Annotated in this window: 23 protein-coding genes and 1 pseudogene; 9 read left to right on the top strand and 15 right to left on the bottom strand. The window is 35.2% G+C overall.

What is annotated here, in order from left to right:
- Positions 1-96: 96 nt before the first annotated feature.
- From accC to pdxA, 5 genes are all read right to left on the bottom strand, one after another.
- A complete protein-coding gene (accC, locus tag MTQ00_RS13710; protein WP_172280855.1) occupies positions 97-1452 on the bottom strand; it encodes an acetyl-CoA carboxylase biotin carboxylase subunit in 1356 nt (451 codons plus the stop codon).
- 98 nt (positions 1453-1550) lie between these two features.
- Entirely contained in the window at positions 1551-2030 is a 480-nt protein-coding gene (accB, locus tag MTQ00_RS13705) for an acetyl-CoA carboxylase biotin carboxyl carrier protein (RefSeq protein ID WP_172280853.1), read from the bottom strand.
- A gap of 123 nt (positions 2031-2153) precedes the next feature.
- Entirely contained in the window at positions 2154-2357 is a 204-nt protein-coding gene (gene rpmF / locus MTQ00_RS13700; RefSeq protein ID WP_172280851.1) for a 50S ribosomal protein L32, read from the bottom strand.
- A 69-nt stretch (positions 2358-2426) separates the two neighbouring features.
- Positions 2427-2957, bottom strand: a complete 531-nt coding sequence (locus tag MTQ00_RS13695; protein ID WP_273649722.1) for a YceD family protein — start codon at positions 2955-2957, stop codon at positions 2427-2429.
- Between the two features lie 84 nt (positions 2958-3041).
- Positions 3042-4133 (bottom strand): 4-hydroxythreonine-4-phosphate dehydrogenase PdxA, encoded by a 1092-nt coding sequence (gene pdxA, locus MTQ00_RS13690; protein WP_273649721.1) that lies wholly within the window; start codon positions 4131-4133, stop codon positions 3042-3044.
- Between the two features lie 49 nt (positions 4134-4182).
- Here pdxA and MTQ00_RS13685 point away from each other — a divergent pair, with 49 nt between their 5' ends.
- The 3 genes from MTQ00_RS13685 to MTQ00_RS13675 are packed head-to-tail and all read left to right on the top strand — an operon-like array spanning position 4183 to position 6918.
- Entirely contained in the window at positions 4183-4779 is a 597-nt protein-coding gene (locus MTQ00_RS13685; protein WP_273649719.1) for a riboflavin synthase, read from the top strand.
- Positions 4769-6223 carry a sensor histidine kinase gene (locus MTQ00_RS13680; protein ID WP_172280843.1) on the top strand — a complete coding sequence of 485 codons (1455 nt, stop codon included), beginning with the start codon at positions 4769-4771 and terminating at the stop codon, positions 6221-6223. Before MTQ00_RS13685 ends, MTQ00_RS13680 begins: the two co-directional genes overlap by 11 nt.
- Positions 6223-6918, top strand: a complete 696-nt coding sequence (locus MTQ00_RS13675; protein WP_273649717.1) for a tRNA1(Val) (adenine(37)-N6)-methyltransferase — start codon at positions 6223-6225, stop codon at positions 6916-6918. Before MTQ00_RS13680 ends, MTQ00_RS13675 begins: the two co-directional genes overlap by 1 nt.
- A 3-nt stretch (positions 6919-6921) precedes the next feature.
- Here the strand turns inward: MTQ00_RS13675 and MTQ00_RS13670 are convergent, their stop codons facing one another.
- Positions 6922-7632: a cell division ATP-binding protein FtsE gene (locus tag MTQ00_RS13670; RefSeq protein WP_172280839.1), complete on the bottom strand. Its 711-nt coding sequence runs from the start codon at positions 7630-7632 to the stop codon at positions 6922-6924.
- A 157-nt stretch (positions 7633-7789) separates the two neighbouring features.
- A complete protein-coding gene (gene rpmH / locus MTQ00_RS13665) occupies positions 7790-7948 on the bottom strand; it encodes a 50S ribosomal protein L34 (RefSeq protein WP_172280837.1) in 159 nt (52 codons plus the stop codon).
- A 231-nt stretch (positions 7949-8179) separates the two neighbouring features.
- Here rpmH and MTQ00_RS13660 point away from each other — a divergent pair, with 231 nt between their 5' ends.
- Entirely contained in the window at positions 8180-9184 is a 1005-nt protein-coding gene (locus tag MTQ00_RS13660) for a DHH family phosphoesterase (protein WP_273651065.1), read from the top strand.
- A gap of 49 nt (positions 9185-9233) precedes the next feature.
- Here the strand turns inward: MTQ00_RS13660 and MTQ00_RS13655 are convergent, their stop codons facing one another.
- The 7 genes and pseudogenes from MTQ00_RS13655 to tilS form a co-directional block, all read right to left on the bottom strand.
- On the bottom strand, positions 9234-10037 hold the full coding sequence (locus MTQ00_RS13655; protein ID WP_273649714.1) for a patatin-like phospholipase family protein: 804 nt from the start codon (positions 10035-10037) through the stop codon (positions 9234-9236).
- Positions 10038-10164: 127 nt separating this feature from the next.
- Positions 10165-10947 (bottom strand): alpha/beta fold hydrolase, encoded by a 783-nt coding sequence (locus MTQ00_RS13650; protein ID WP_273649712.1) that lies wholly within the window; start codon positions 10945-10947, stop codon positions 10165-10167.
- A gap of 10 nt (positions 10948-10957) precedes the next feature.
- On the bottom strand, positions 10958-11467 hold the full coding sequence (locus tag MTQ00_RS13645; protein WP_273649710.1) for a hypothetical protein: 510 nt from the start codon (positions 11465-11467) through the stop codon (positions 10958-10960).
- Positions 11468-11533: 66 nt separating this feature from the next.
- Entirely contained in the window at positions 11534-12049 is a 516-nt protein-coding gene (locus MTQ00_RS13640; RefSeq protein ID WP_273649708.1) for a biopolymer transporter ExbD, read from the bottom strand.
- A gap of 197 nt (positions 12050-12246) precedes the next feature.
- Positions 12247-13773 (bottom strand): T9SS type A sorting domain-containing protein, encoded by a 1527-nt coding sequence (locus MTQ00_RS13635; protein WP_273649705.1) that lies wholly within the window; start codon positions 13771-13773, stop codon positions 12247-12249.
- Between the two features lie 135 nt (positions 13774-13908).
- Positions 13909-15982, bottom strand: a pseudogene (locus MTQ00_RS13630) (cytochrome c biogenesis protein CcdA).
- A 3-nt stretch (positions 15983-15985) separates the two neighbouring features.
- Positions 15986-17299 (bottom strand): tRNA lysidine(34) synthetase TilS, encoded by a 1314-nt coding sequence (gene tilS / locus MTQ00_RS13625; RefSeq protein WP_273649703.1) that lies wholly within the window; start codon positions 17297-17299, stop codon positions 15986-15988.
- Positions 17300-17385: 86 nt separating this feature from the next.
- On the opposite strand from tilS, the gene MTQ00_RS13620 reads away from it, so the two are divergent.
- Positions 17386-18219, top strand: a complete 834-nt coding sequence (locus MTQ00_RS13620; RefSeq protein WP_172280821.1) for an OmpA family protein — start codon at positions 17386-17388, stop codon at positions 18217-18219.
- A 58-nt stretch (positions 18220-18277) separates the two neighbouring features.
- Here the strand turns inward: MTQ00_RS13620 and MTQ00_RS13615 are convergent, their stop codons facing one another.
- A complete protein-coding gene (locus tag MTQ00_RS13615) occupies positions 18278-18424 on the bottom strand; it encodes a hypothetical protein (RefSeq protein ID WP_172280819.1) in 147 nt (48 codons plus the stop codon).
- A 181-nt stretch (positions 18425-18605) separates the two neighbouring features.
- Here MTQ00_RS13615 and MTQ00_RS13610 point away from each other — a divergent pair, with 181 nt between their 5' ends.
- The 4 genes from MTQ00_RS13610 to MTQ00_RS13595 all read left to right on the top strand — a co-directional run bounded on the left by MTQ00_RS13610 (position 18606) and on the right by MTQ00_RS13595 (position 20834).
- The gene (locus tag MTQ00_RS13610) at positions 18606-19253 is read left to right on the top strand and encodes an O-methyltransferase (protein WP_172280817.1); all 648 of its coding nucleotides are present in this window, start codon (positions 18606-18608) and stop codon (positions 19251-19253) included.
- 61 nt (positions 19254-19314) lie between these two features.
- The gene (locus tag MTQ00_RS13605) at positions 19315-20031 is read left to right on the top strand and encodes a C40 family peptidase (RefSeq protein WP_273649700.1); all 717 of its coding nucleotides are present in this window, start codon (positions 19315-19317) and stop codon (positions 20029-20031) included.
- A gap of 10 nt (positions 20032-20041) precedes the next feature.
- Entirely contained in the window at positions 20042-20509 is a 468-nt protein-coding gene (locus MTQ00_RS13600) for a DUF1648 domain-containing protein (RefSeq protein WP_273649698.1), read from the top strand.
- Entirely contained in the window at positions 20490-20834 is a 345-nt protein-coding gene (locus MTQ00_RS13595; RefSeq protein WP_273649696.1) for a cupin domain-containing protein, read from the top strand. The genes MTQ00_RS13600 and MTQ00_RS13595 overlap by 20 nt, the downstream gene beginning before the upstream one ends.
- The last annotated feature ends 3 nt before the right edge of the window (positions 20835-20837 follow it).

The raw sequence follows: 20837 nt of genomic DNA, 5'->3' as shown, positions 1-20837 counted from the left end.
GTCATGACAGATCATTTTGTAATGTAAAAACGAAAGTAATTCAAACAAAAAACTGCCCCGATTTGAGGCAGTTTCTGTTTTTTATATTAAATAATCTTAATGATTATCATATTTTCTATCCATTACAAAGTCTTCCATGAACTTTGTAGTGTAGTTTCCTGCAAGATAATTTTCGTCATCCATTAATTGTCTGTGGAAAGGAATCGTTGTTTTTACTCCTTCAATATAAAACTCTTCCAATGCACGTCTCATTTTAGCAATTGCTTCTTCACGGGTTTGAGCCGTAGTAATTAGCTTTGCAATCATAGAGTCGTAATTAGAAGGGATCGTATATCCTGAGTAAACATGAGTGTCTACTCTGATTCCATGTCCCCCAGGGATATTTAATCCTGTTATTTTTCCTGGAGAAGGTCTGAAGTCAGCATATGGATCTTCAGCATTAATTCTACATTCAATTGAATGTAATTTCGGGTAATAATTGATTCCTGATATTGGAGTTCCTGCAGCTAACAGGATTTGCTCCCTGATCAAATCATAATCAATTACCTGCTCGGTAATAGGGTGTTCTACCTGAATCCTTGTGTTCATTTCCATGAAATAGAAATTTCTGTGTTTGTCTACCAGGAATTCGATTGTTCCCACACCTTCGTAACCAATGAATTCAGCTGCTTTTACTGCTGCTGCCCCCATTTTCTCACGAAGTTCATCGGTCATAAACGGAGAAGGAGTTTCTTCTGTCAGTTTTTGATTTCTTCTTTGTACGGAACAGTCTCTTTCAGAAAGGTGACAGGCTTTACCATATTGATCTCCGGCAACCTGAATTTCGATATGTCTAGGCTCTTCAATTAATTTTTCCATGTACATACCTCCGTTTCCAAAAGCGGCTACAGCCTCCTGAATGGCAGAATCCCAATGCTCCTTAAGATCTTCTGCTTTCCAGACAGCTCTCATTCCTTTTCCACCTCCACCGGCAGTTGCTTTGATCATTACAGGATATCCTGTCTCTTCAGCAACTTTCACTGCATGCTCGTATGATTCAATAAGACCGTCAGAACCTGGAACACATGGCACACCTGCAGCCTTCATGGTTGCTTTGGCGTTCGCTTTGTCACCCATTTTCTCAATTTGTTCTGGGGAAGCACCAATAAACTTTATCCCATTTTTCTGACAGATTCTTGAAAAATTCGCATTTTCAGATAGGAATCCATAACCAGGGTGAATAGCATCTGCATTAGTAATTTCTGCAGCAGCAATGATATTTGGAATTTTAAGGTATGAGTCTTTGCTCATTGCAGGACCAATACAAACTGCTTCATCGGCAAATCTTACGTGAAGACTGTCTTTATCTGCAGTAGAGTAAACTGCAACGGTTTTGATCCCCATTTCTTTGCAAGTACGAAGAATACGCATTGCAATCTCGCCACGGTTGGCTATTAATATTTTTTTGAACATCTTCTTCAATTTGAAAATTAGATAATTTGAAAATTAGATAATGTTATTTTAATGTAGAATTTAATCTAACATCCAATGTCTAACATCTAACTTCTAAATTAAGATGGATCTACTAGGAATAAAGGTTGGTCGTACTCTACAGGAGTAGCATCGTCTACCAATATCTTAACGATTTTACCGCTGATCTCAGATTCTATCTGATTGAATAATTTCATTGCTTCAATTACACAAACGATTTTTCCGTTGGAAACTTCATCACCTACATTTACAAAAACGTCTTTATCTGGAGATGGCTTTCTGTAGAAGGTACCAATCATTGGAGACTTAATAGTTAAATACTTGCTGTCATCAGAAGCTGCTTCTACTTTTTCAGTTGGAGTAGTGGCAGCTGGAGTTTGTACAGGAGCTGCTACTTGCTGAGGAGCAGTGTGGTAAACTGCTGGTTGTGCATAGTTTACTTCGCTTCCTGCTAATGGAGTTTTAATAGTGATTTCGAAATCTTTAGTCTTGTATTTAACCTCTGAAACTTCGGCTTTAGATACAAACTTGATAAGATTTTGTATGTCTTTAATGTCCATAAATTTGATATTTGATTTTGAGCCAAAGATACCAAAAAAACATAAAAAACAACAAAAAATCGCCCAATTTTGATGAAATTGGGCGATTTTTGTATTAAAATGAGGTTTTTTTAAATTTACCTTTTAGTTTTCTTCAGTAGTTTCCACTGTTTTCTCTAGTACTACTTTACCTCTATAGTAAAGTTTTCCTTCATGCCAGTGAGCTCTGTGGTAAAGGTGGTGTTCACCTGTAGTTGCATCTTTCGCTAATTGAGGAACTACTGCTTTGTAGTGAGTTCTTCTCTTATCTCTTCTTGTGGACGATTGTCTTCTCTTTGGATGTGCCATTGTGTAATAACTTTTTTAATTTGATGAGCGATGAGATTTTTTTCATCATCTCATCATATTTAAATTATTTTAATTTTTATCTTTTAATTTTTTTAAAGCTTCCCATCTTGGGTCACTCTCATGTTCTTCCTCTTCCTTTTCTTCAATATCTTTAGGACTGAACTGGTCCAAAATTCTTAAATCTTCATCACTTACGTCAGGAGATACTTTTTTCATAGGTATGGAAAGTACTACATTTTCGTAAATCAACTGTGCTACATTGAAAGCGTGGTCCGAGCTTGGAATAGTAATAACGTTTTCGTCACTATCATCATATTCTTCTCCAAACTTGACCAGGACTTTAATTTCATTTTCAATCTGATGGTCAAAATCGGCGCTTGTAATATCGCAAACCAATTCTACGGTTCCATCAATTTTTATTTCAAACTCTAAAAAAGTAGTATGCTTTTCCAAAAGAACATCTACTGTTATTCTAGGATTTGTAAATTCCTGTTCAGTGTCAAATAATTGAAAGAACGATTGGTCTATCTCAAATTTGAACTGATGCTTGCCGTTTTTTAATCCGGAAAAGCTTACGTCATAGTTTCTTAACTTGTCCATAAAATGAGTGTGCAAAAATATGCATTTTTTTTATAATTACAAATAAAATATCAAACAAATTAATTTTAAATGTGTTTGGAAGAGTTATGCTTCATTTTCATCAGGAAGATCTTCATCTATTCCATTATCTACAGCCATTTTTCTTGGCTGCATCCTATTGCTCATGAGATCGTTATATTCGCTTCTGTTCTTAAAAATTTTAATAGCTGTAAAAATAGCTTCTGTAAAACTCTGTTCATCGGCGATATTTTTTCCTGCAATATCATAAGCGACTCCATGGTCGGGAGAAGTTCTGATAAAAGGTAGTCCTGCAGTATAATTTACACCTTCTTCATAAGCCAGTGTTTTGAAAGGAGCAAGGCCCTGATCATGGTACATTGCTAAAACAGCATCGAAGTTTTTATATTTATTGGGTTGGAAAAAACTGTCCGCAGGAAATGGTCCGAAAGCTAAAACTCCATTGTCTGAAAGTTCTTTGATGGCTGGTCCGATGATCTCTATTTCCTCGCTGCCAATTACTCCTCCGTCTCCGGAATGGGGATTCAGTCCTAATACGGCAATTTTTGGTTTTTGAATACAGAAATCTTCAATTAAAGTTTGGTTTAAGGCTTTGATCTGTTTTTTGATTTTTTCTTTCGAAATACTTTCGGCTACCTTAGCTAAAGGAATATGATGCGTAGAAACGGCTACTTTTAAATCATCCGTTACTAAAAACATTAAGCCTTTTTTATTGAATTTTTCTTCAAAATATCCAGTATGTCCAGCATGTTTAAAGCCTAGTTTCATCATTTCATCCTTATTGATAGGCGCGGTAACAAGTACGTCAATGTCTCCTTTGATTAAAGCTTCTGTAGCAGCCTCCAGAGAGGATATTGCCATTTGGGTGGATTCTTCGGTAGGAGTTCCCAACTCTACATTAGAATTTTCCTTGGCAAGATTGACCATATTCAGTTTTCCCGTCTGAGCCTGAGAGGCTTCATTGATATAATTGAAATTAAGATTCAGTTTGAAAATATTCTTCTGATAGGTAAATAATTTCCCGGATCCGAAGATTACAGGAGTGAAAAAATCTGTGATCGTTTTGTCTTTCAAAGACTTCATAATGATCTCAGGGCCGATGCCATTGAAATCACCTATTGAAATTCCTACTCGTACTCTATAGTTTTTTGGACTCATTTTGATTATCTTTGAAGATTATAATTTTACAAATTTAGCAAAAAATAATATGTTCACAGGAATTATTGAAGCAGTTGGAGTTATTGAGAAAATTGAAGAAAAAGGAAGTAATATCGACTTTACATTAACCTGCCCTTTTACCAATGAGTTAAAAATAGATCAAAGTCTTGCACATAACGGATGTTGTTTGACGGTTGTGGAGATTAAGAATGACCAATATGTTGTAACAGCAATTAATGAGACTCTGGAAAAGACTAATCTTGGAAAATGGGAAGTGGGAACAGTAGTAAATCTTGAACGTTGTATGAAGATGGATGGCAGACTGGATGGGCATATTGTACAGGGACATGTGGATAAGACAGGTGAGGTTGTAGGAATCGAAAATAAAGACGGGAGCTATTTCATTACAGTAAAATATGATAATGACGGTGATTTTGTAACAGTACCTCAGGGATCAATTACTATGAATGGAATAAGTCTTACCGTTGCTAAAAGTGAGGATTTCCAATTTTCTGTCGCGATTATTCCATATACCTGGGAGTTTACGAATATGCAATATTTAAAAATAGGTGATAAAGTTAATCTTGAATTTGACATAATTGGTAAGTATATTGCTAGGTTAATTAAAAAACAGAATGGCAATTAATAAGTACAAAGGATATAGCTTGAGGAATCGAGTGTTTTTCGGTTTCTTGCTGGTATGTCTTTTAAGTGTTGTTGCTTCATCCCTCGTTCCTTACTTTGTTTTGAGAAACCATTCTTTGCAACAAAGCAAAATTGACATGCAGGAGAAAACCAGTGCTGTAATGCGCTTTCTGGATTATGAAGTAAGCAGTACGGTACTCGAAACTAAAGATCTCCCTCAGGTTTTAGGAAATAAAATTTTTGAAATTGCAGATATCAATCAGCATGATATTGTGATTTATGATTTGAAAGGACATTATCTTCTTTCCAACAGAGATCAGGGGTTAGTATCTCAAAAATCAATTCCCGTAGATATTGTTAATCGAATCCTGGCGACTGATGCCAGAGTGGATATTAAAGGATATGATCAGGCAAAGGATGCGGTATTCACATCCTCTTATATGATCCTAAAAAATAATGTTCTGGAGCCTATAGGAATTGTATATATTCCTTTGTATCATAATGAATCCGCTTATCTGGAAGTGCTTCACCAATATGTTAAATATATCCTTTTGGTTGATTTCTTTCTTATTATATTCAGTATCTGGATTAGTTGGGTAACCTCAAACAGTTTGGCTAAAAATATTACGAAATTCTCTGATATGATTACGCGTATTACTCTTTTTGAGAATGAAATGCGTCCTATCAGATATTATAAAAATGATGAGCTAAATGCTTTGGCAAGAGCTTATAACAGAATGATACTTCAGATTCAGGATCAAAAAGAAAGGCTTAGGTTCAAAGCATCAGAGGAAGCGTGGAGAGAAATGGCGAAACAAGTAGCCCATGAAGTAAAGAATCCTTTGACTCCGATGAAGCTTACCATCCAGAATTTTGAAAGGAAGTTTGATCCTCAGGATCCTAATGTGACGGAAAGGGTAAAAATGATGAGTAAAACGATGGTTGATCAGATCGATTTGATTGCTACCGTAGCCTCTGCTTTTTCCGAATTTGCGAAGCTTCCCGAAAAAAATAATGAGACCATCAACCTGAATGCAGAGGTTGCTGATATTCTACGTGTTTTCAGTGATGACAGTGTTTTCGTCCATACCAACAAGGCAAATATCATGATCAATATGGACAGGATCTATCTTTCCAGGATTATTACCAACCTTGTTACCAATGCAAAGCAGGCTCAGAGCGAAGATAGAAAATTAATTATCAATGTTGATATAGAGCAGCACCAAAGAAGAGTAATGATCTCTGTGCAGGATAACGGAGTAGGTATTCCGGATAATATGTATGAAAGGATTTTTGAACCTAATTTTACGTCAAAAAACAGTGGGATGGGATTAGGCCTCTCCATGGTAAGAAAAATGGTGGAAGATTATAAAGGTGAAATTTCTGTAAAATCAGAAGTTGATAAAGGTTCTACATTTACTATAACACTACCGACCAATCTATAGTGAAACCTTTTAAGTTTAAGCAGTTTGATATTCAGCAATCCCCGGATGTTTTTCGTGTAGGGACTGATGGTGTTTTGTTAGGTGCTTTAGCTAGTGTCGATCGGGCAGCCAAAGTTCTTGAGGTAGGAACCGGTACAGGCTTGATATCTTTAATGCTTGCTCAAAGGAATCTTAATGCTGTGTTTTTAGGGTTGGATATTCAGATTGGTGCTGTTGAATTAACCCGGAAGAATTTCCGGAATTCGGTTTTCAGTGAAAGATTGAAAAATATTCATCAGGATTTTAAAACTTTTGAATCAAAAGATACATTTGATCTTATTATTTCCAATCCTCCGTATTTTGAAGAGTCTGATTCCGGTAAGGATAAAATTGCCAGGCAGACAATTGAGTTGAATTTCAGAGAACTAATCTCCAGAATTCCGTCGTTGTTGTCTGAAAAGGGTGTTTTTTCGGTGATCATTCCTGTTGAGGTGGGAGTGGATTTCATTGGTCTTGCAAAAGAATATCATTTGTTTTTGTTCAGAAGAATTCAGATCAAAGGAATTGAACATTCAAAAGTTAAAAGACTGATATTGGAATTTTCAATAAGGGAAGGTGAGGCCGAAGACTCTGAATTGGTGATAGAAAAAAGTCCGAGAAAATACTCGGACCAATATTTAGAACTCACTAAAGAGTTTCATGTTTTTAGTAAATGAAAATTATTCGAATAATTCCGTGGTATCAAGTACGGATACCTTTCCATCTTCACATCTGATCGCTTCACCAGGGAAGTTTTGGATCATATGATAATCGTGAGTAGCCATCACTACAGCAGCTCCGTTTTCCAAAGCAACCTGCTTAAGTAAAGTCATGATTTCATTAGAAGTTTCCGGATCAAGATTTCCGGTAGGCTCATCTGCAAGAATAAGATCCGGATGATTTAATAAAGCTCTTGCAATAGCTATACGCTGTTGCTCTCCTCCTGAAAGTTCGTGTGGCATTTTATGCTTTTTGCTCTTCATGTTCACGCTTCCAAGAACTTCGTTGATACGGTCTTCCATTTTGATTTTATCACTCCATCCTGTAGCCTCAAGGACAAATTTTAAATTCTTTTCCACTGTTCTGTCTGAAAGTAACTGAAAGTCCTGGAAAACAATTCCTAATTTTCTTCTCAGGTTAGGGATGTCAGACGTTCTCATTTTAGCAAGATCAAAACCTACTACATCACCGTGTCCTGAAGCCAATGGAATATGCCCGTACAATGTCTTTAAAAGTGAGCTTTTTCCTGATCCTGTTTTTCCGATAAGATAGCAAAATCTTCCTTTTTTAATATTGAGATTAACGTCAGAAAGAACAGTAAAGTTTTTTTGAGCAATCTTTGCATGTTGTAAACTTATAATGCTATCTCCTGAGATATTTGTATGTGGCATAATTTAATTTTAAGAGGGCGATTTCTAAAAAAAATCTTTTCAGATTTTAAAAATAGAAAAAAGAAACTTAAAGAACCTAAATTTTAGTAAATTTTAACAACAAAAAATGCCTGAAAAACTTCTTTTCAAGCATGATTTGTATATGATAATTTCGAGATTATCTCTTAGCGCGAGATGCACTTATCGTTAAACTCTTTCTGCCTTTAGCTCTTCTTGCAGCCAAAACTCTTCTACCGTTTGGCGTTGACATTCTTTCTCTGAAACCGTGTTTGTTTCTTCTTTTTCTTTCTGATGGCTGGAATGTTCTTTTACTCATTACTATATATTTAAATCGTAATTATCTATTTATTTTTCAGGTTGCAAAGATAAATATTTTTTTAGAAGTTACAAATTTATATTGTTTTTTTTTGAAATTAATTTAAGCGTTTCTGAAGGTGATATTAGAAAAGTTCACTATAAATAGAGTCCCTCAGCTTATTTAAATTAATGTATGTCTCATTTATTTAAAAGCTCTATCTTTGGAGACTCAAATTTAAAGAACATAATGATGTTTACACCTACTGAACTTTTAGAAATAAAGAATCTTCTTACGCCTGAAAATAAAATAGTTATCCTTACCCATTATAATCCGGATGGAGATGCTATTGGTTCCAGTTTAGGATTAAAACATTATTTGCACGCAAAAGGCATAATGGCAGAAGTGGTTGTGCCTAATGATTTTCCTAAATTTTTGAAATGGATGCCTGAAGCCAGAAAGAATATCGTTGCTGAATATAAAAGAAAGGTTGCATTTGATCTTATTAGTGATGCAGATGTTATTTTTTGCTTAGACTTCAATTCACCTTCACGAATTGGCATTCTTGGAGACTGGCTGGTAAAAGCTACCGCAAAAAAAATTCTCATTGATCACCATCAGCAGCCTGAAGAGTTTGACTATGTATATTCAGATACCATTATCCCTGCAACTTCCCAGATGATCTATCATTTTATTGAAGCAATGGAGGATGAGGATTTGGTTAATAAAGATATTGCAGAGTGTCTTTATACCGGGATCATGACTGATACAGGAGGGTTTCGTTTCCGCTCAACAAGTGCTACAACACACCGTATTATTGCTAACCTCATTGAAAAAGGAGCTGATCCTTCCGTTATTACATCTAATACGTGGGATACCAATACCGTTTCCCGTCTGCATCTTTTAGCTCTGATATTAGGAAGAATAGAAGTGGTAAATGACGGTACAGTAGCTGTTTTATACTTAACAAGAAAAGAACTTCAGGAATATGGCTTCCAAAAAGGAGATACTGAAGGTTTTGTTAATTATGGATTGAGTATTATCGGAGTGAAGATGTCTGCATTTTTCATGGAAGACCTGTATGAAGATTTTATCAAAATTTCTTTCAGAAGTAAAGATGATGTTGATGTTAATAAGTTTTCAAGGAAGTATTTCAATGGAGGAGGGCATATCAACGCAGCAGGAGGTAAATCAAATGATTCTTTACCGGATACTCTTGAAATATTTAAAAACAGAGTGGCTGAAGAGAATTTGTAAAATGAAACAGAAGAAGGAAGATACGAATCAAATAGCATTAAACCTGGCTTCAATTGTCAATTTTTAATTTTCTGTATCCCTTGTCTTCCAGTTCTGCACATGTATATTCATACACCTGCTGAAACATTTCATCCATATATTTTTTGTTAAATAAGCTGAACTTTGTCATTTTAGGAGGATCAAGAAAGATCTTACATGAATTCACTTTAGAATAAACCGATTTTGCAATGGCTAAATGGAGAATTCTATCAAATTCCTTTAGCAGACTCATTTTTTTAAGTTCATCATAACTGATCGAATTCACATGTGATGCAATCAGGAAATCGCATTTATCAATGATTGGTTCTATGGGTAAGTTGTCTAAAACGCCACCATCTACATATATTTTTTCTCCAATCCTTACGGGTGGAAGTATAAAAGGAACGCTTGAAGATGCTAAAAGGGGTTGAAAAAGTGGTCCTTCTGAAAAGAAGCTTACAATGCCGTGGGTCATTTCTGTTGCAGCCACATAAACGGGGATTTTCAGGATTTTAAAATCATCCTCAGGAAAGTGATCTGTAAATAGTTTTAAAATAAAATTTGAGCTGAAAATGCCATTTTTGGAAAGTTTTAAATAAGACCTGGAAAAAAAAGTGGTGCTTTTTACAATGTCCATCATCTCATCGGGAGTTTTTCCGAAAGAATAAAAAGCGCCAACAATAGAACCGGCGCTGGTACCTGAAATAATATCGGGTTTAAGATTGAATTCTTCCAACGCTTTTAAAACAGCAATATGGGCAATTCCACGCATGCCTCCACCGGAAAGTGTCAAGCCGATTACGGGTTTCTTTTTGTTGAAGGAGAATAAGCTCATTGAGAAAATTAATCTTCACTAATATACAAGAAATTTCAGAACCTTAATTGGGCTTATTGAGGATAAAATAGCTTGACTGTATTTAGTAATAATATGGCTCGTGTTGGAAAACAAAAAGCCTAAATGTTTATAAAACTAAGTTTTTCGGCATATTATGAAGAAGTTCAGTATTAATGATCTCTGCACAAATTCCTGGTTTTTCCCAATGTCCGTTATGTCCGCAATCCAGAATGTATGATTTTATATTCGTCCTGTCCGGAAGGTTATTGATGGTTGTTTCTGTTTTTACTGCATTATCATGCTTTCCTGAGAGGACTAATATTTTAGCCTCAAGATTTTCCAGAACATGTTTTTTATCCGTTCGTTCTACCATTCCTTTTACGCAGGCTAATGCTCCCATATTATTGGTAGACAATGCAACTTCCAGAGCTGTTTCTATTTTGCCTTCAAGAATATCTCTTTCGTTAGGGTTGAATAAATTAGGAACTCCGGCCTTTGCATAATTAGGGAATGCTTCCTGAATAATTCTGTAGCTTTTTATGCGTTGTTTTTTCTTTTCATCATCATCCGGAAAGTAGGTGGAAAAAAATAAGGTAAGACTTTTTATTGATTCGGGATATTTTTCAGCAAATGCCAATGAAGTATAACCTCCCATAGAATGTCCTAACAGGTGAACTTTTTCAAGCTTTTGATCGTTTAGAACCTTTTTTACTTCATCAGCCATAAGCTCCATCGTATGAACGTCAGCCAAAATTTCTGATTTTCCGTGACCAGGGAGATCTATTTTTAAAAGGGTGAAATTTTTAGATAAGTGCGGCTCCATATCACTCCAGATAGAAAGATTTTCCATGAAGCCATGGAGTAGTACTAAAATTTCCTTTCCGTTTCCTGTTTTTTCAAAATTCAGCATGTGTTCAGAATTAAAAGTGAATATCGATATAGTCTACAAATCCTGAGCCGTTTACCATATCCTGAAGCCTCCAGGTTTTTCCGCCGTCTTTAGATAAGAAAGTTTTTGTACCCTTTCTTATATCTATTTTCCCGTTTTCGTTTTCAGAGATGCTTTGCGAAATACTTCCTGTGAAATTCATATGCTTGTCGGAAACAACTTTCATATAGCCTTCAATATGTACATGATCTTTCCCTGATTTTATATCTCCAAGAACTTTATAATGATCCTTTTCACCCTCTGTTTTTTTGAAATTGACAGAGCCTGCTTTTTTGATGAGATTATGCGTGAATTTATGATCTCCGCTAAAGTCTTTGAAATGGTTTTTACTTCTAATGCTGTCATTTATTTTTGTACGGGCAGCATTAATAGAATCGATAATTTTGACGCTGTCTGTTTGGTTTGGGGTTGATTGTGTTTCTTTTTTTGAACAAGAAAAAAGTAGGGCTGTAATTGCCGCGATCATTAGTATATTTTTCATCGAAGGATAAAAATTGTATTCTCAAAAGTAAATAAAAAAGAGCATTATTATAATGCTCTTTCTGTTTTATTTTATTAATTCTTCATAAACTTTCTTTTCCCAAGGTTTCATGTCGGTGATTCCATAACGTTCCTTTTTAGAGATGGCAATGTTGTCCAGCATATCTACAAAATTTTTATAATTAGAATCATCTGTAGGTTCAATGATAATTGTGAAATTATCTTTTATAGGTGCGTCATTGTAAGCCTTCGAAATGATTTTTGAAATATTAACCCCATTATAATCGGTTTCTTTGAGATTGCTGGTGTTTAAATCTCCTTTTGCCTCCTGATGATAAAATATCCTATTATCCTTTCCGATAATAAATGTAACCTGGTTTTTGTTGTCAACTACATTTGTTGGTGGAGTTGGGCTTTTTGCCGGCAATCCCAGATCCATTACATTGGGTTTTGTAAAATTGGTTGTAAACATGAAAAAGGTTATTAATAAAAAACCTAAGTCTACCATTGGAGTCATGTCCACGCGGATTAATTTTTTCCGTTGTTTTCCTCCTGATTTTTCTTGTGCGATAACTTCAGCCATAAGTACAATTTTTAAATGTTAAACGGTTATTTGATAAAGATTGAATTATTGTTCTTTATCTGAAGGAATCCATACAAAGCTTGTACCTAATTTTTCAAAATCTTACAATTTTTTAAAATTTATTAAATGTTTAGCATAAAGAAACCTTAGCGTTTTTGATTTTATTAATATTTTATGATTAATTAAGAGGTTGTGTATTATTTCTCTATGATCAATTTCTCAGATAAAATATTTTTTCCCTGATGCTCACCGTGGATAATATAAATGCCATTGGTTAATTGAGAGGTATTAATAGAGCTTTTTTTATTATTATATTTTTGACTTTGCAATTTTCTTCCCGACATATCTGTTATCTGTACGGTAGTTCCGGCAGGCAGGTTATCCAGATAAATAAGATCTTTTGCAGGATTAGGATACAAGGAAATATTGTTTTTAATATTATTTTCTGTGGTACTTAGCTGTTCAGTTTGGACTTTTACCATCCAGCCATCATTAAGCCCTTTATTAATGGTAATATCCCCGTCGGTAGAATAGGTTCCGCCCACTACAATATAGGTTCCGTCAGCAATCTCTATAATACTTCTGCCCATTTCATTACCGGTGCCTCCCAACGATTTTTGCCACATGATATTTCCGGAAGAGTCAGTCTTAATAATCCAGAAGTCACTGCTTCCATGATTACCCGTCACATCTCCATTGGTTGATTGGGCGTTTCCGGCAATGATATATCCACCATCCAAGGTCCGTTGGATGGCTTCTCCATAATCAGAAGACGTTCCTCCAAATGTTTTCTGCCATTGCAGGTCACCTGACGAGTTGAGTTTCAGCATCCATACTTCACCCTGACCATGATTTCCTGTTATATCTCCATCACTGGATTGAGTGTAGCCTACAAGTATATATCCGTTATCACTGGTGTTTTGTATATCGTACGGGTTTTCCCTTGATGTTCCGCCATATGTTTTCTCCCAGATAACAACTCCTGATGGGTCTAATTTCAGAATCCAGAAATCCGAAGTGTCGGTTGAAGAAAAGTTGTAACTTCCGATAACGACATAACTTCCATCCGGAGTTTGCCTGATCTGATTTCCATCGTCTTGATAAAGAAAACCATACGTATTTTGCCATTGTATATTTCCGGAACTGTCTAATTTGATGATCCACATATCCCTTTGTCCGTGATTACTTGTAATATCACCATCTGTAGAGTAGGTAGATCCTATAGCAATATATCCTCCTTCATTTGTCTGCTGGATATCAACTCCATCTTCATCAGCACTACCACCCAGTGTTTTTTGCCATACAATATTGCCGGAGTCATCAAGTTTAAGTATCCATAAATCATATCCTCCATGATTTCCCATAATATCCCCATCCGTGGAACTTGTGGATCCAATGGCGATATATCCGCCGTCAGTGGTCTGCTGAATCTTAAATCCTCTGTCTATATTGCTTCCGCCATACGTTTTTTGCCATTGGATGGTACCGGAACTGTTTACTTTTACAATCCAAAGGTCTGTGCTTCCATGGTTTGTAGTTACGTCGCCATTTGAAGAGGTAGTATCCCCAATAGTGATGTATCCGCCGTCATTGGTTGCCTGGATATCAAAAAACTCTTCTGTACCTGTACCTCCAAAAGTCTTCTGCCATACTATGGAAGGTGCCTGGGCGCTTAAAGAAAGAAAATTTAAAGTGAAAAATAAAAGATAAAATAGATTTTTCATGTATACTTTTATTCTAAAAATAAATAAAAATTATTGGGTTTATTTATTTCAATAAGTAAGTGTAGACATTTTTCTAATAAGTGTAAAAAGCCCTGTCAATTTAATTGACAGGGCTGTAATATTTTAATTGGTAAACTATTTATTCTGTTTGTAGTAATTTACTCCGCATTCCAGGAATTTTTTAAACTCCTCTTTCGGCATATAACCTGATACAGGAGTGTTGATTACCTTTCCGTCCGGAGTTACCAAAACGTAATGGGGTTGCGAATTGTTATTGAAATTAACCTGCTGAAATAAACTCCATCTGTCTCCGATTGTTTTTACTTTTTTAATTTGACCGTCTCCCAGATCAATTTTGGTTTTCTGATCTTCCGGAAGTTCTTCTTTGTCGTCAACATACAGAGAAGCAAGAATGACATCGTTTTGAAGGATGGGTAAAATGTCGGGTTCGCTCCAGACAAACTCTTCCATTTTTCTACAGTTTTCACAACCATATCCGGTGAAGTCAATCAAAATGGGTTTGTTTTCTTTTTGGCTAATTCTATAGCGCTGAAAAAGTCATGTTCCGGATGCATTCCCAGAATTCCGTCTTTTCATTGTGGAAATAGCTAACGTTAAGCGGAGGAAGGATACCACTCAGTAACTGAAGTTTTGGACGCTCAGAAGGGATCAATCCCTGGATCAGATAGATTACAAATCCAATTCCTAATACTCCCAATATTTTTCTGGTGATAGATATTTTGGGTTTTTTATCATCATGAGGGAATCTGATCAGTCCAAATAAATATAAAGCAAGACCAATTGTAATGATGATCCAGATAACAATAAATAATTCTCTTTTTAATAAAAATGTTTTAGAAACAAGATCTGCTTTTGACAGGAATTTTAAAGCCAATGCGAGTTCCACGAAACCTAGCACTACTTTTACTGTATTCATCCATCCTCCTGATTTAGGAAGGCTCTGCAAAGCTTGAGGGAATAAGGCTAAAAGTCCAAAAATAATTGCCCAGGCCAAACCAAAACCAGCCAATGCAAAAGTTAGCAACATCGGTACATTGGTAGATCCGGTAACAGCACTCCCTAATAAACTTCCTAATATTGGTCCGGTACATGAGAATGAAACAATCACCAGTGTAAGAGCCATAAAGAAGATTCCAATGATACCTCCTGCTTCTTCAGCCTTGGATGATTTATTGGCAATAGCGCTTGGTAGTGTAATATCATAGTATCCGAAGAAGCTTCCGGCAAAGAAAATAAATATGATAAAGAACGCTATATTAAGCCAAACACTTGTTGAAATTTCATTAAAGATATTTCCTGCAATTCCATTAATTAAATGAAAAGGAACACTTAATAATACAAATATAAGCAGGATGAAAAAACCATAGATAAGAGCATCTCTTTTTCCTTTGGCTTTATTTTTATTTCCTTTTGTAAAGAATGATACCGTTAGAGGGATCATTGGAAAAACACAAGGAGTTAATAAGGCTATTAATCCACCGATAAATCCTAAAAATAAATAGGTCCAGTAGTTTTCATCAACTTTTGAAGACTTAGTACCACAATCCGTTAAAGGCTTTTTAAAATCTATTGTTTCTATTTTCAATTTTTTAGGATCCAGATGCGAAACCTGTGATACGACAATTTCGTCTTTAGACGGATTTTCTACAGCGGTTATAGTCGTTTTTGCAGAATCTTTAACTGTTTCTGAAACAGCTTCAGGGGTTGCTTCTTCAGTTGCTCCTTTTGGAGTGACCTTTTGATTGAATTCTAATGTATTGGGAGCCAGACATACCCTGTCATCACACGTTTGATAAGTGATCTCCGAGGTGACATCTGCGGGTTTTGTAGGATCTTTAAGTTTGAATTTTTGTTTAAAGCCTGCCGAGTTTGAATAGAAAACAATCGTTCCGCCAAAAGCCTCAGAGAATTCTTCATGCTTCTTTCCAACCTCCTGAAATTTTCCAATCAGTTCAATGTTTTTTCCCGAAACTTTATATTCTGTGGGAATCCCTGTATCTTCAGGAATATCTCTCGAGTAAATATGCCAACCACTTTCCATCGTTGCATTAAGAACTGCCTCGTATTGATTATTTCCCAGATCATTGATCGTGAACTTGAATTTTACAGGATTTTTGATCTGTGCATTGAGTCCTGAAAATAAGAATACCAAAGCTAATAACAGCCATGCTTTAAATTTACTTTTCATTTTTTACTTTTCATTAAAAAGGTTTAGGGTATGCTTTGTTTTTTCTGTACACACAAATCTTCTGTCTTGTCTGTAAGGAATAATGCCTAAGACGTTTTTATTGCCGTCCGCCAATACCCAAATTTTTTGCTTCGCTAAAATAGATAATTTTTCATCCTTAAAAAACTTGGAAACTTTCTTTTTTCCCGAAAAGAGTAATGGATAAAATAAATCACCTTCCTCTTTTTTCCTTAAAATTAATGGGAATTGAAGCTGTTCTGCATCAAAAGACCATTTGAAACTCTTGCTGTGCTCACTACTGTCTGTAATGAATGTGGCAAGATTGATATCAACTGAAACTTTATTGAAATCAAACTTCTCAATTAAAATTATCTGTTCTTCCTCTTTTTTATCAACCTTATTGATTATGATAAGTTCATCCCGATTAACCATCAGTTGATAATCATTAGAAAAAAAAGAACTTCCTGTAGAGGCAGTGAAAATTTTCCTGATTTCTTCTTCTTTGTTGAATCCGTATTTTTTTAAAATCTCGAACTTTATAAAATCACTTTCTTTAGCCAGCTTTTGCTTTGATAGGATTCTCTTTTCCAGGTTAAATGTAGAAATACTATTTTCTACTTCTTCTATTTGTTTTTGTATAAAATCTTTTGCCTGATTCAGGTAAGAAGAGCTTTTTTTAAAATTTTCTAAAAAATGATCATTAGTTTCAAGAAGTTTCGGGACAATTTCATTTCTGATTTTGTTTCTTAAGTAATCGTTTTTTTTATTAGATGCATCTTCTCTGTATTCGATATTGTTTTCTTTTGCAAAACTATAAATCTCTTCTTTGGAATAATCTAAAAGAGGGCGCAGGATTTTGTTCTCATTAGCAGGAATGCCGCTCAATCCGTTAATGCCTGCTGCTTTTGACAGATTAATGATGAATGTTTCTAGTTGATCATTCAGGTGATGTGCGGTTACCAGATATTCCAGTTTTTCTGCCTCTTGTACCTTTTTAAAAAATTGATACCGGAGTTCCCTGGCCCAAAGCTGAATGGAATTTTCAGGTTGTTGATCTTCTTCCGAAACCTCATATAAATGAAATTTGATGTCATTGGCCTGACAAAAATCCTGAACAATTTTCTGATCCGAATCAGAGTCCTTACCCCGAAGTTTGTAATTGATATGTGCAATCTGAAAATTAAGACCCAGATTACTGAATAAAAAAGCTAAAACGATGGAATCTGCACCTCCGCTTACCGCTAAAAGATAATTGTGTTTTTCGGGTGAGTTAACCAGATTTTGAAGCTGTTCTTTAATACTTAATTTTTTCAACATAACTGTTGAGAATTTCATTTGTGCAAAGATAATTCATATAATTCAATTGAATTTTCTAACTTTGATCCGTCTAAAAAAGATTATTTATGAAGATATTAAAAATTTTAGCAGTTTCTGCGATGGCGTTGGGAATGACATCTTGTGTCAGCAAAAAACAGTATGATGCACTAAGTTCGAACTACAAACAGTGCATTGAAAATATTGGCGAAAGACAAAGAGAGATTCAGGATCTGAAATCTCAAAACTCCGCATTATCCGGTGAAAATAGTTTACTAAAAAGCCAGCATGATGCTCTGAAGTCATCTTTAGATGCATGCTTATCCAATACAGGAAAAAGCTCTGCAAATATTGATAAACTGGTAGGTGAGATTAATGCTTCAAACTCATACATCAAACAATTGATTTCTAATAATGCTAAAAATGACAGTCTGAATTTAGCATTGTCAAATAAACTGAAAAGATCTTTGGATAATGTAACCGATGAGGATGTTCAGGTAAAAGTATTGAAAGGAGTTGTAATGATTTCCCTTTCAGATAAAATGTTGTACAAAACAGGAGATTATAACATTCTGCCGGCAGCTCAGGAAGTACTAGGAAAAGTAGCTAAAGTGATCAACGATTACGATAAATATTCCGTACTTATTGAAGGGAATACTGATAATGCTCCTTTGAGCTCTGCTAATTTACCAAGAGACAACTGGGATCTTTCTGCATTGAGAGGAACTGCGGTTGCGAAGGTGCTGCAAACTCAGTTTGGAGTAGATCCTTCAAGAATTACAGCTGGAGGTCGTTCAGAATACAATCCTAAAGCAACAAACATGAGTGTTTCAGGAAGAGCAGAAAACAGAAGAACTGAAATTATCATTATGCCTAAGCTTGATGAGTTCATGAAACTGATGGATATTGCTCCTAAGAAATAATACTTGAAATACATAAACATAAATAAATCCCGGAGAAATTCGGGATTTATTATTTTAATCAAACTAATTCTTCTTGTTTCAATAATGAAATAATTCGCTTAATAAATGAATCGGATAATTTGCGTTTAGTTTTTTCAGAAGATACATTCTCTAATGATCCTGTAGCTTTTCTCTTTTTCTTAGTTAGGCTTTCTTCTGTTTCCATGTTATATGATGTTTTTGCGTTTGCTGCTTAGCAAAGGTACTAATGTCCTGTCTGCTAAAACACCCGTGTTTTTACGGTATTTTAGCAGGGTGATTTTCCCATGGTTAAATTGTATCTTTTATCCACAATACCACCATTTTTTCTTTTATTTAATTAAATTTGAATAACAAAAATCGATAACATGAGTTTTTTTGAAGAAAAGAACCCGGAAATGGATAGGTATCTGGAGACCCACGCTTCTTCCGAACCTGAAATTCTGAAGAGATTAAGAAAAGAAACTTTCCAGAAAACAACACAGCCGCATATGATATCCGGTTATCAGCAGGGAAGGCTTTTAACGATTATTTCCCAGATGCTGCGGCCAGTAAATATTCTTGAAATAGGAACTTTTACGGGATATGCCACCCTTTGTTTAGCTACGGGCTTATCCAAAGAAGGAAAAATTACAACATTGGATGTTAATGAAGACCTGGCTTACCTTCCAAGAAAGTATTTTTCTGAAAGTGAATTTTCGGAGCAGATCTATTTTAAACTTCAGGATGCAAAAGACTTCTTAAAAGAAACAAATGAGATTTTTGATCTTGTTTTTATCGATGCAGATAAGGATAATTATGCAGAATATTTCAGATTAATAAAACCCCATACCCAATCCGGATCAGTGGTATTGTTTGATAATGTTCTATGGTACGGTAAAGTATTGGAAGAAAACCCAAAACAAAGATCTACCCAGGTCATTAAAGAATTAAATGATTTGATTGCAAAAGATGAAGATTTTGAAAATCTTATTTTACCTTTGCGTGACGGGGTTAATTTCCTTCGAAGGAAGTAAATAGAGAGGTTTGAAATTTAAATTTTCAAATCCTTAGTCATTTAATATATAAAGAAAGTTGATGAATAAAGGAATCTGTATTGTTACTGTAGCTCCTGTCCGTGCAGAAAACTCGGACAAAGCAGAGATTGTAACAGAAATATTGTTTGGTGAAAGTGCTGATATTTTGGAAGTGAATAAAAACTGGACCAAAATAAAAATGCATTATGATGGCTATGAAGGATGGGTGGATACTAAACAGATAAAACCGGTATCAGACGAAGAACTTGAAAAGAGAAAAGTTACTCTGATTACGGAAGATTTCTCCTCTGTATTGATGAATGATGGTAAAACATTGCTTTCTATGGGATCAGAAGTTGAATTTCCGGCTGTGGCTTCAAGGAGAAGTCATGATATTCGGGAAAGCATTGCTTTAACGGCAAAAGAATTTCTTAATGTTCCTTATTTATGGGGAGGAAAAAGCTTTTTTGCGGTAGATTGTTCAGGCTTTACACAATTGGTGTATAAAGTTCACGACATCAAGCTTCCGAGAGATACCTATCAGCAGGCAGAGATGGGGGAGCCTTTAACCTTTGTTGAGGAAAGTCAGCCCGGAGACTTGGCATTCTTTGAAAATACCGAAGGGAAAATTATTCACGTTGGAATTATGCTAGAAAATCAGAAGATCATTCATGCCTCTGGTAAGGTAAGAATTGACACCCTTGATTCCTCCGGGATTTTCAATAAGGAATTGAACAGTCATACCCATAAATTAAGAGTGATTAAAAAAGTTTTGTAATAACCGAAGCATGTCTGGTAAACTATTACTTATTGTAAATATTCTCTTGCTTATTTCAATTTGGATTTTTACCGGATGGAAATATGCAGAATTACCGGAAATTATTCCTACTCATTTTATGGTTAACGGAAGAATTGACGGTTATGATCATAAAAGGACAATTTGGATTTTACCTTCTATTGCTACCTTCTTATCTTTTATTCTTTTTGCGGTTACCAGAGATTCCAACTCTCCCATGCTTACTATTCCGGATCACTTCCGAAATAAAAAATCTTTAGAGCTTTTTGCATACAGTATTCTGCTACCTCTGCTATTGTTGTTTGGGTATACTCTTTTAGAAACCGTTTGGATAGCTGAAAACAGAACAAATACTTTGGGTAATATGTTTTTCGTTTTTTTAGGCTTGATGATCCTTGTAATAGGGACAAACATATTTGTAATGTTTAAAAAAGGAAAATATGATAAAATCCAAAAATAATTCTGATCACTATATATGGGGAGAGCATTGTGATAGCTGGGTACTGAAGGATACCCAGGAGCTTTCTGTAAAGCAGGAAAAAATGCCTTCGGGAACCTCTGAAAAACTTCATTTTCATAATAGAGCTAGCCAATTCTTTTATATTCTTAAGGGAGAGGCTTCATTTGAAATTGAGCAGGAAAAGTTTTTTATAAAAGCGGGTGAAAGTATTTCTATTGAGCCAAAAGCGCAACATTATATTTTTAATGATACAGAAGAAGAACTTGAGTTTTTAGTGATCTCTTGTCCTTCAACAAATAATGACCGGGTTGAAATTGAAAAATAGATG

Source organism: Chryseobacterium sp. B21-037 (assembly GCF_028570785.1).
Lineage (GTDB): Bacteria > Bacteroidota > Bacteroidia > Flavobacteriales > Weeksellaceae > Chryseobacterium > Chryseobacterium proteolyticum.
Note: the sequence above shows the minus strand (reverse complement) of the source record. Positions and strands in the feature narration are given on the sequence as shown.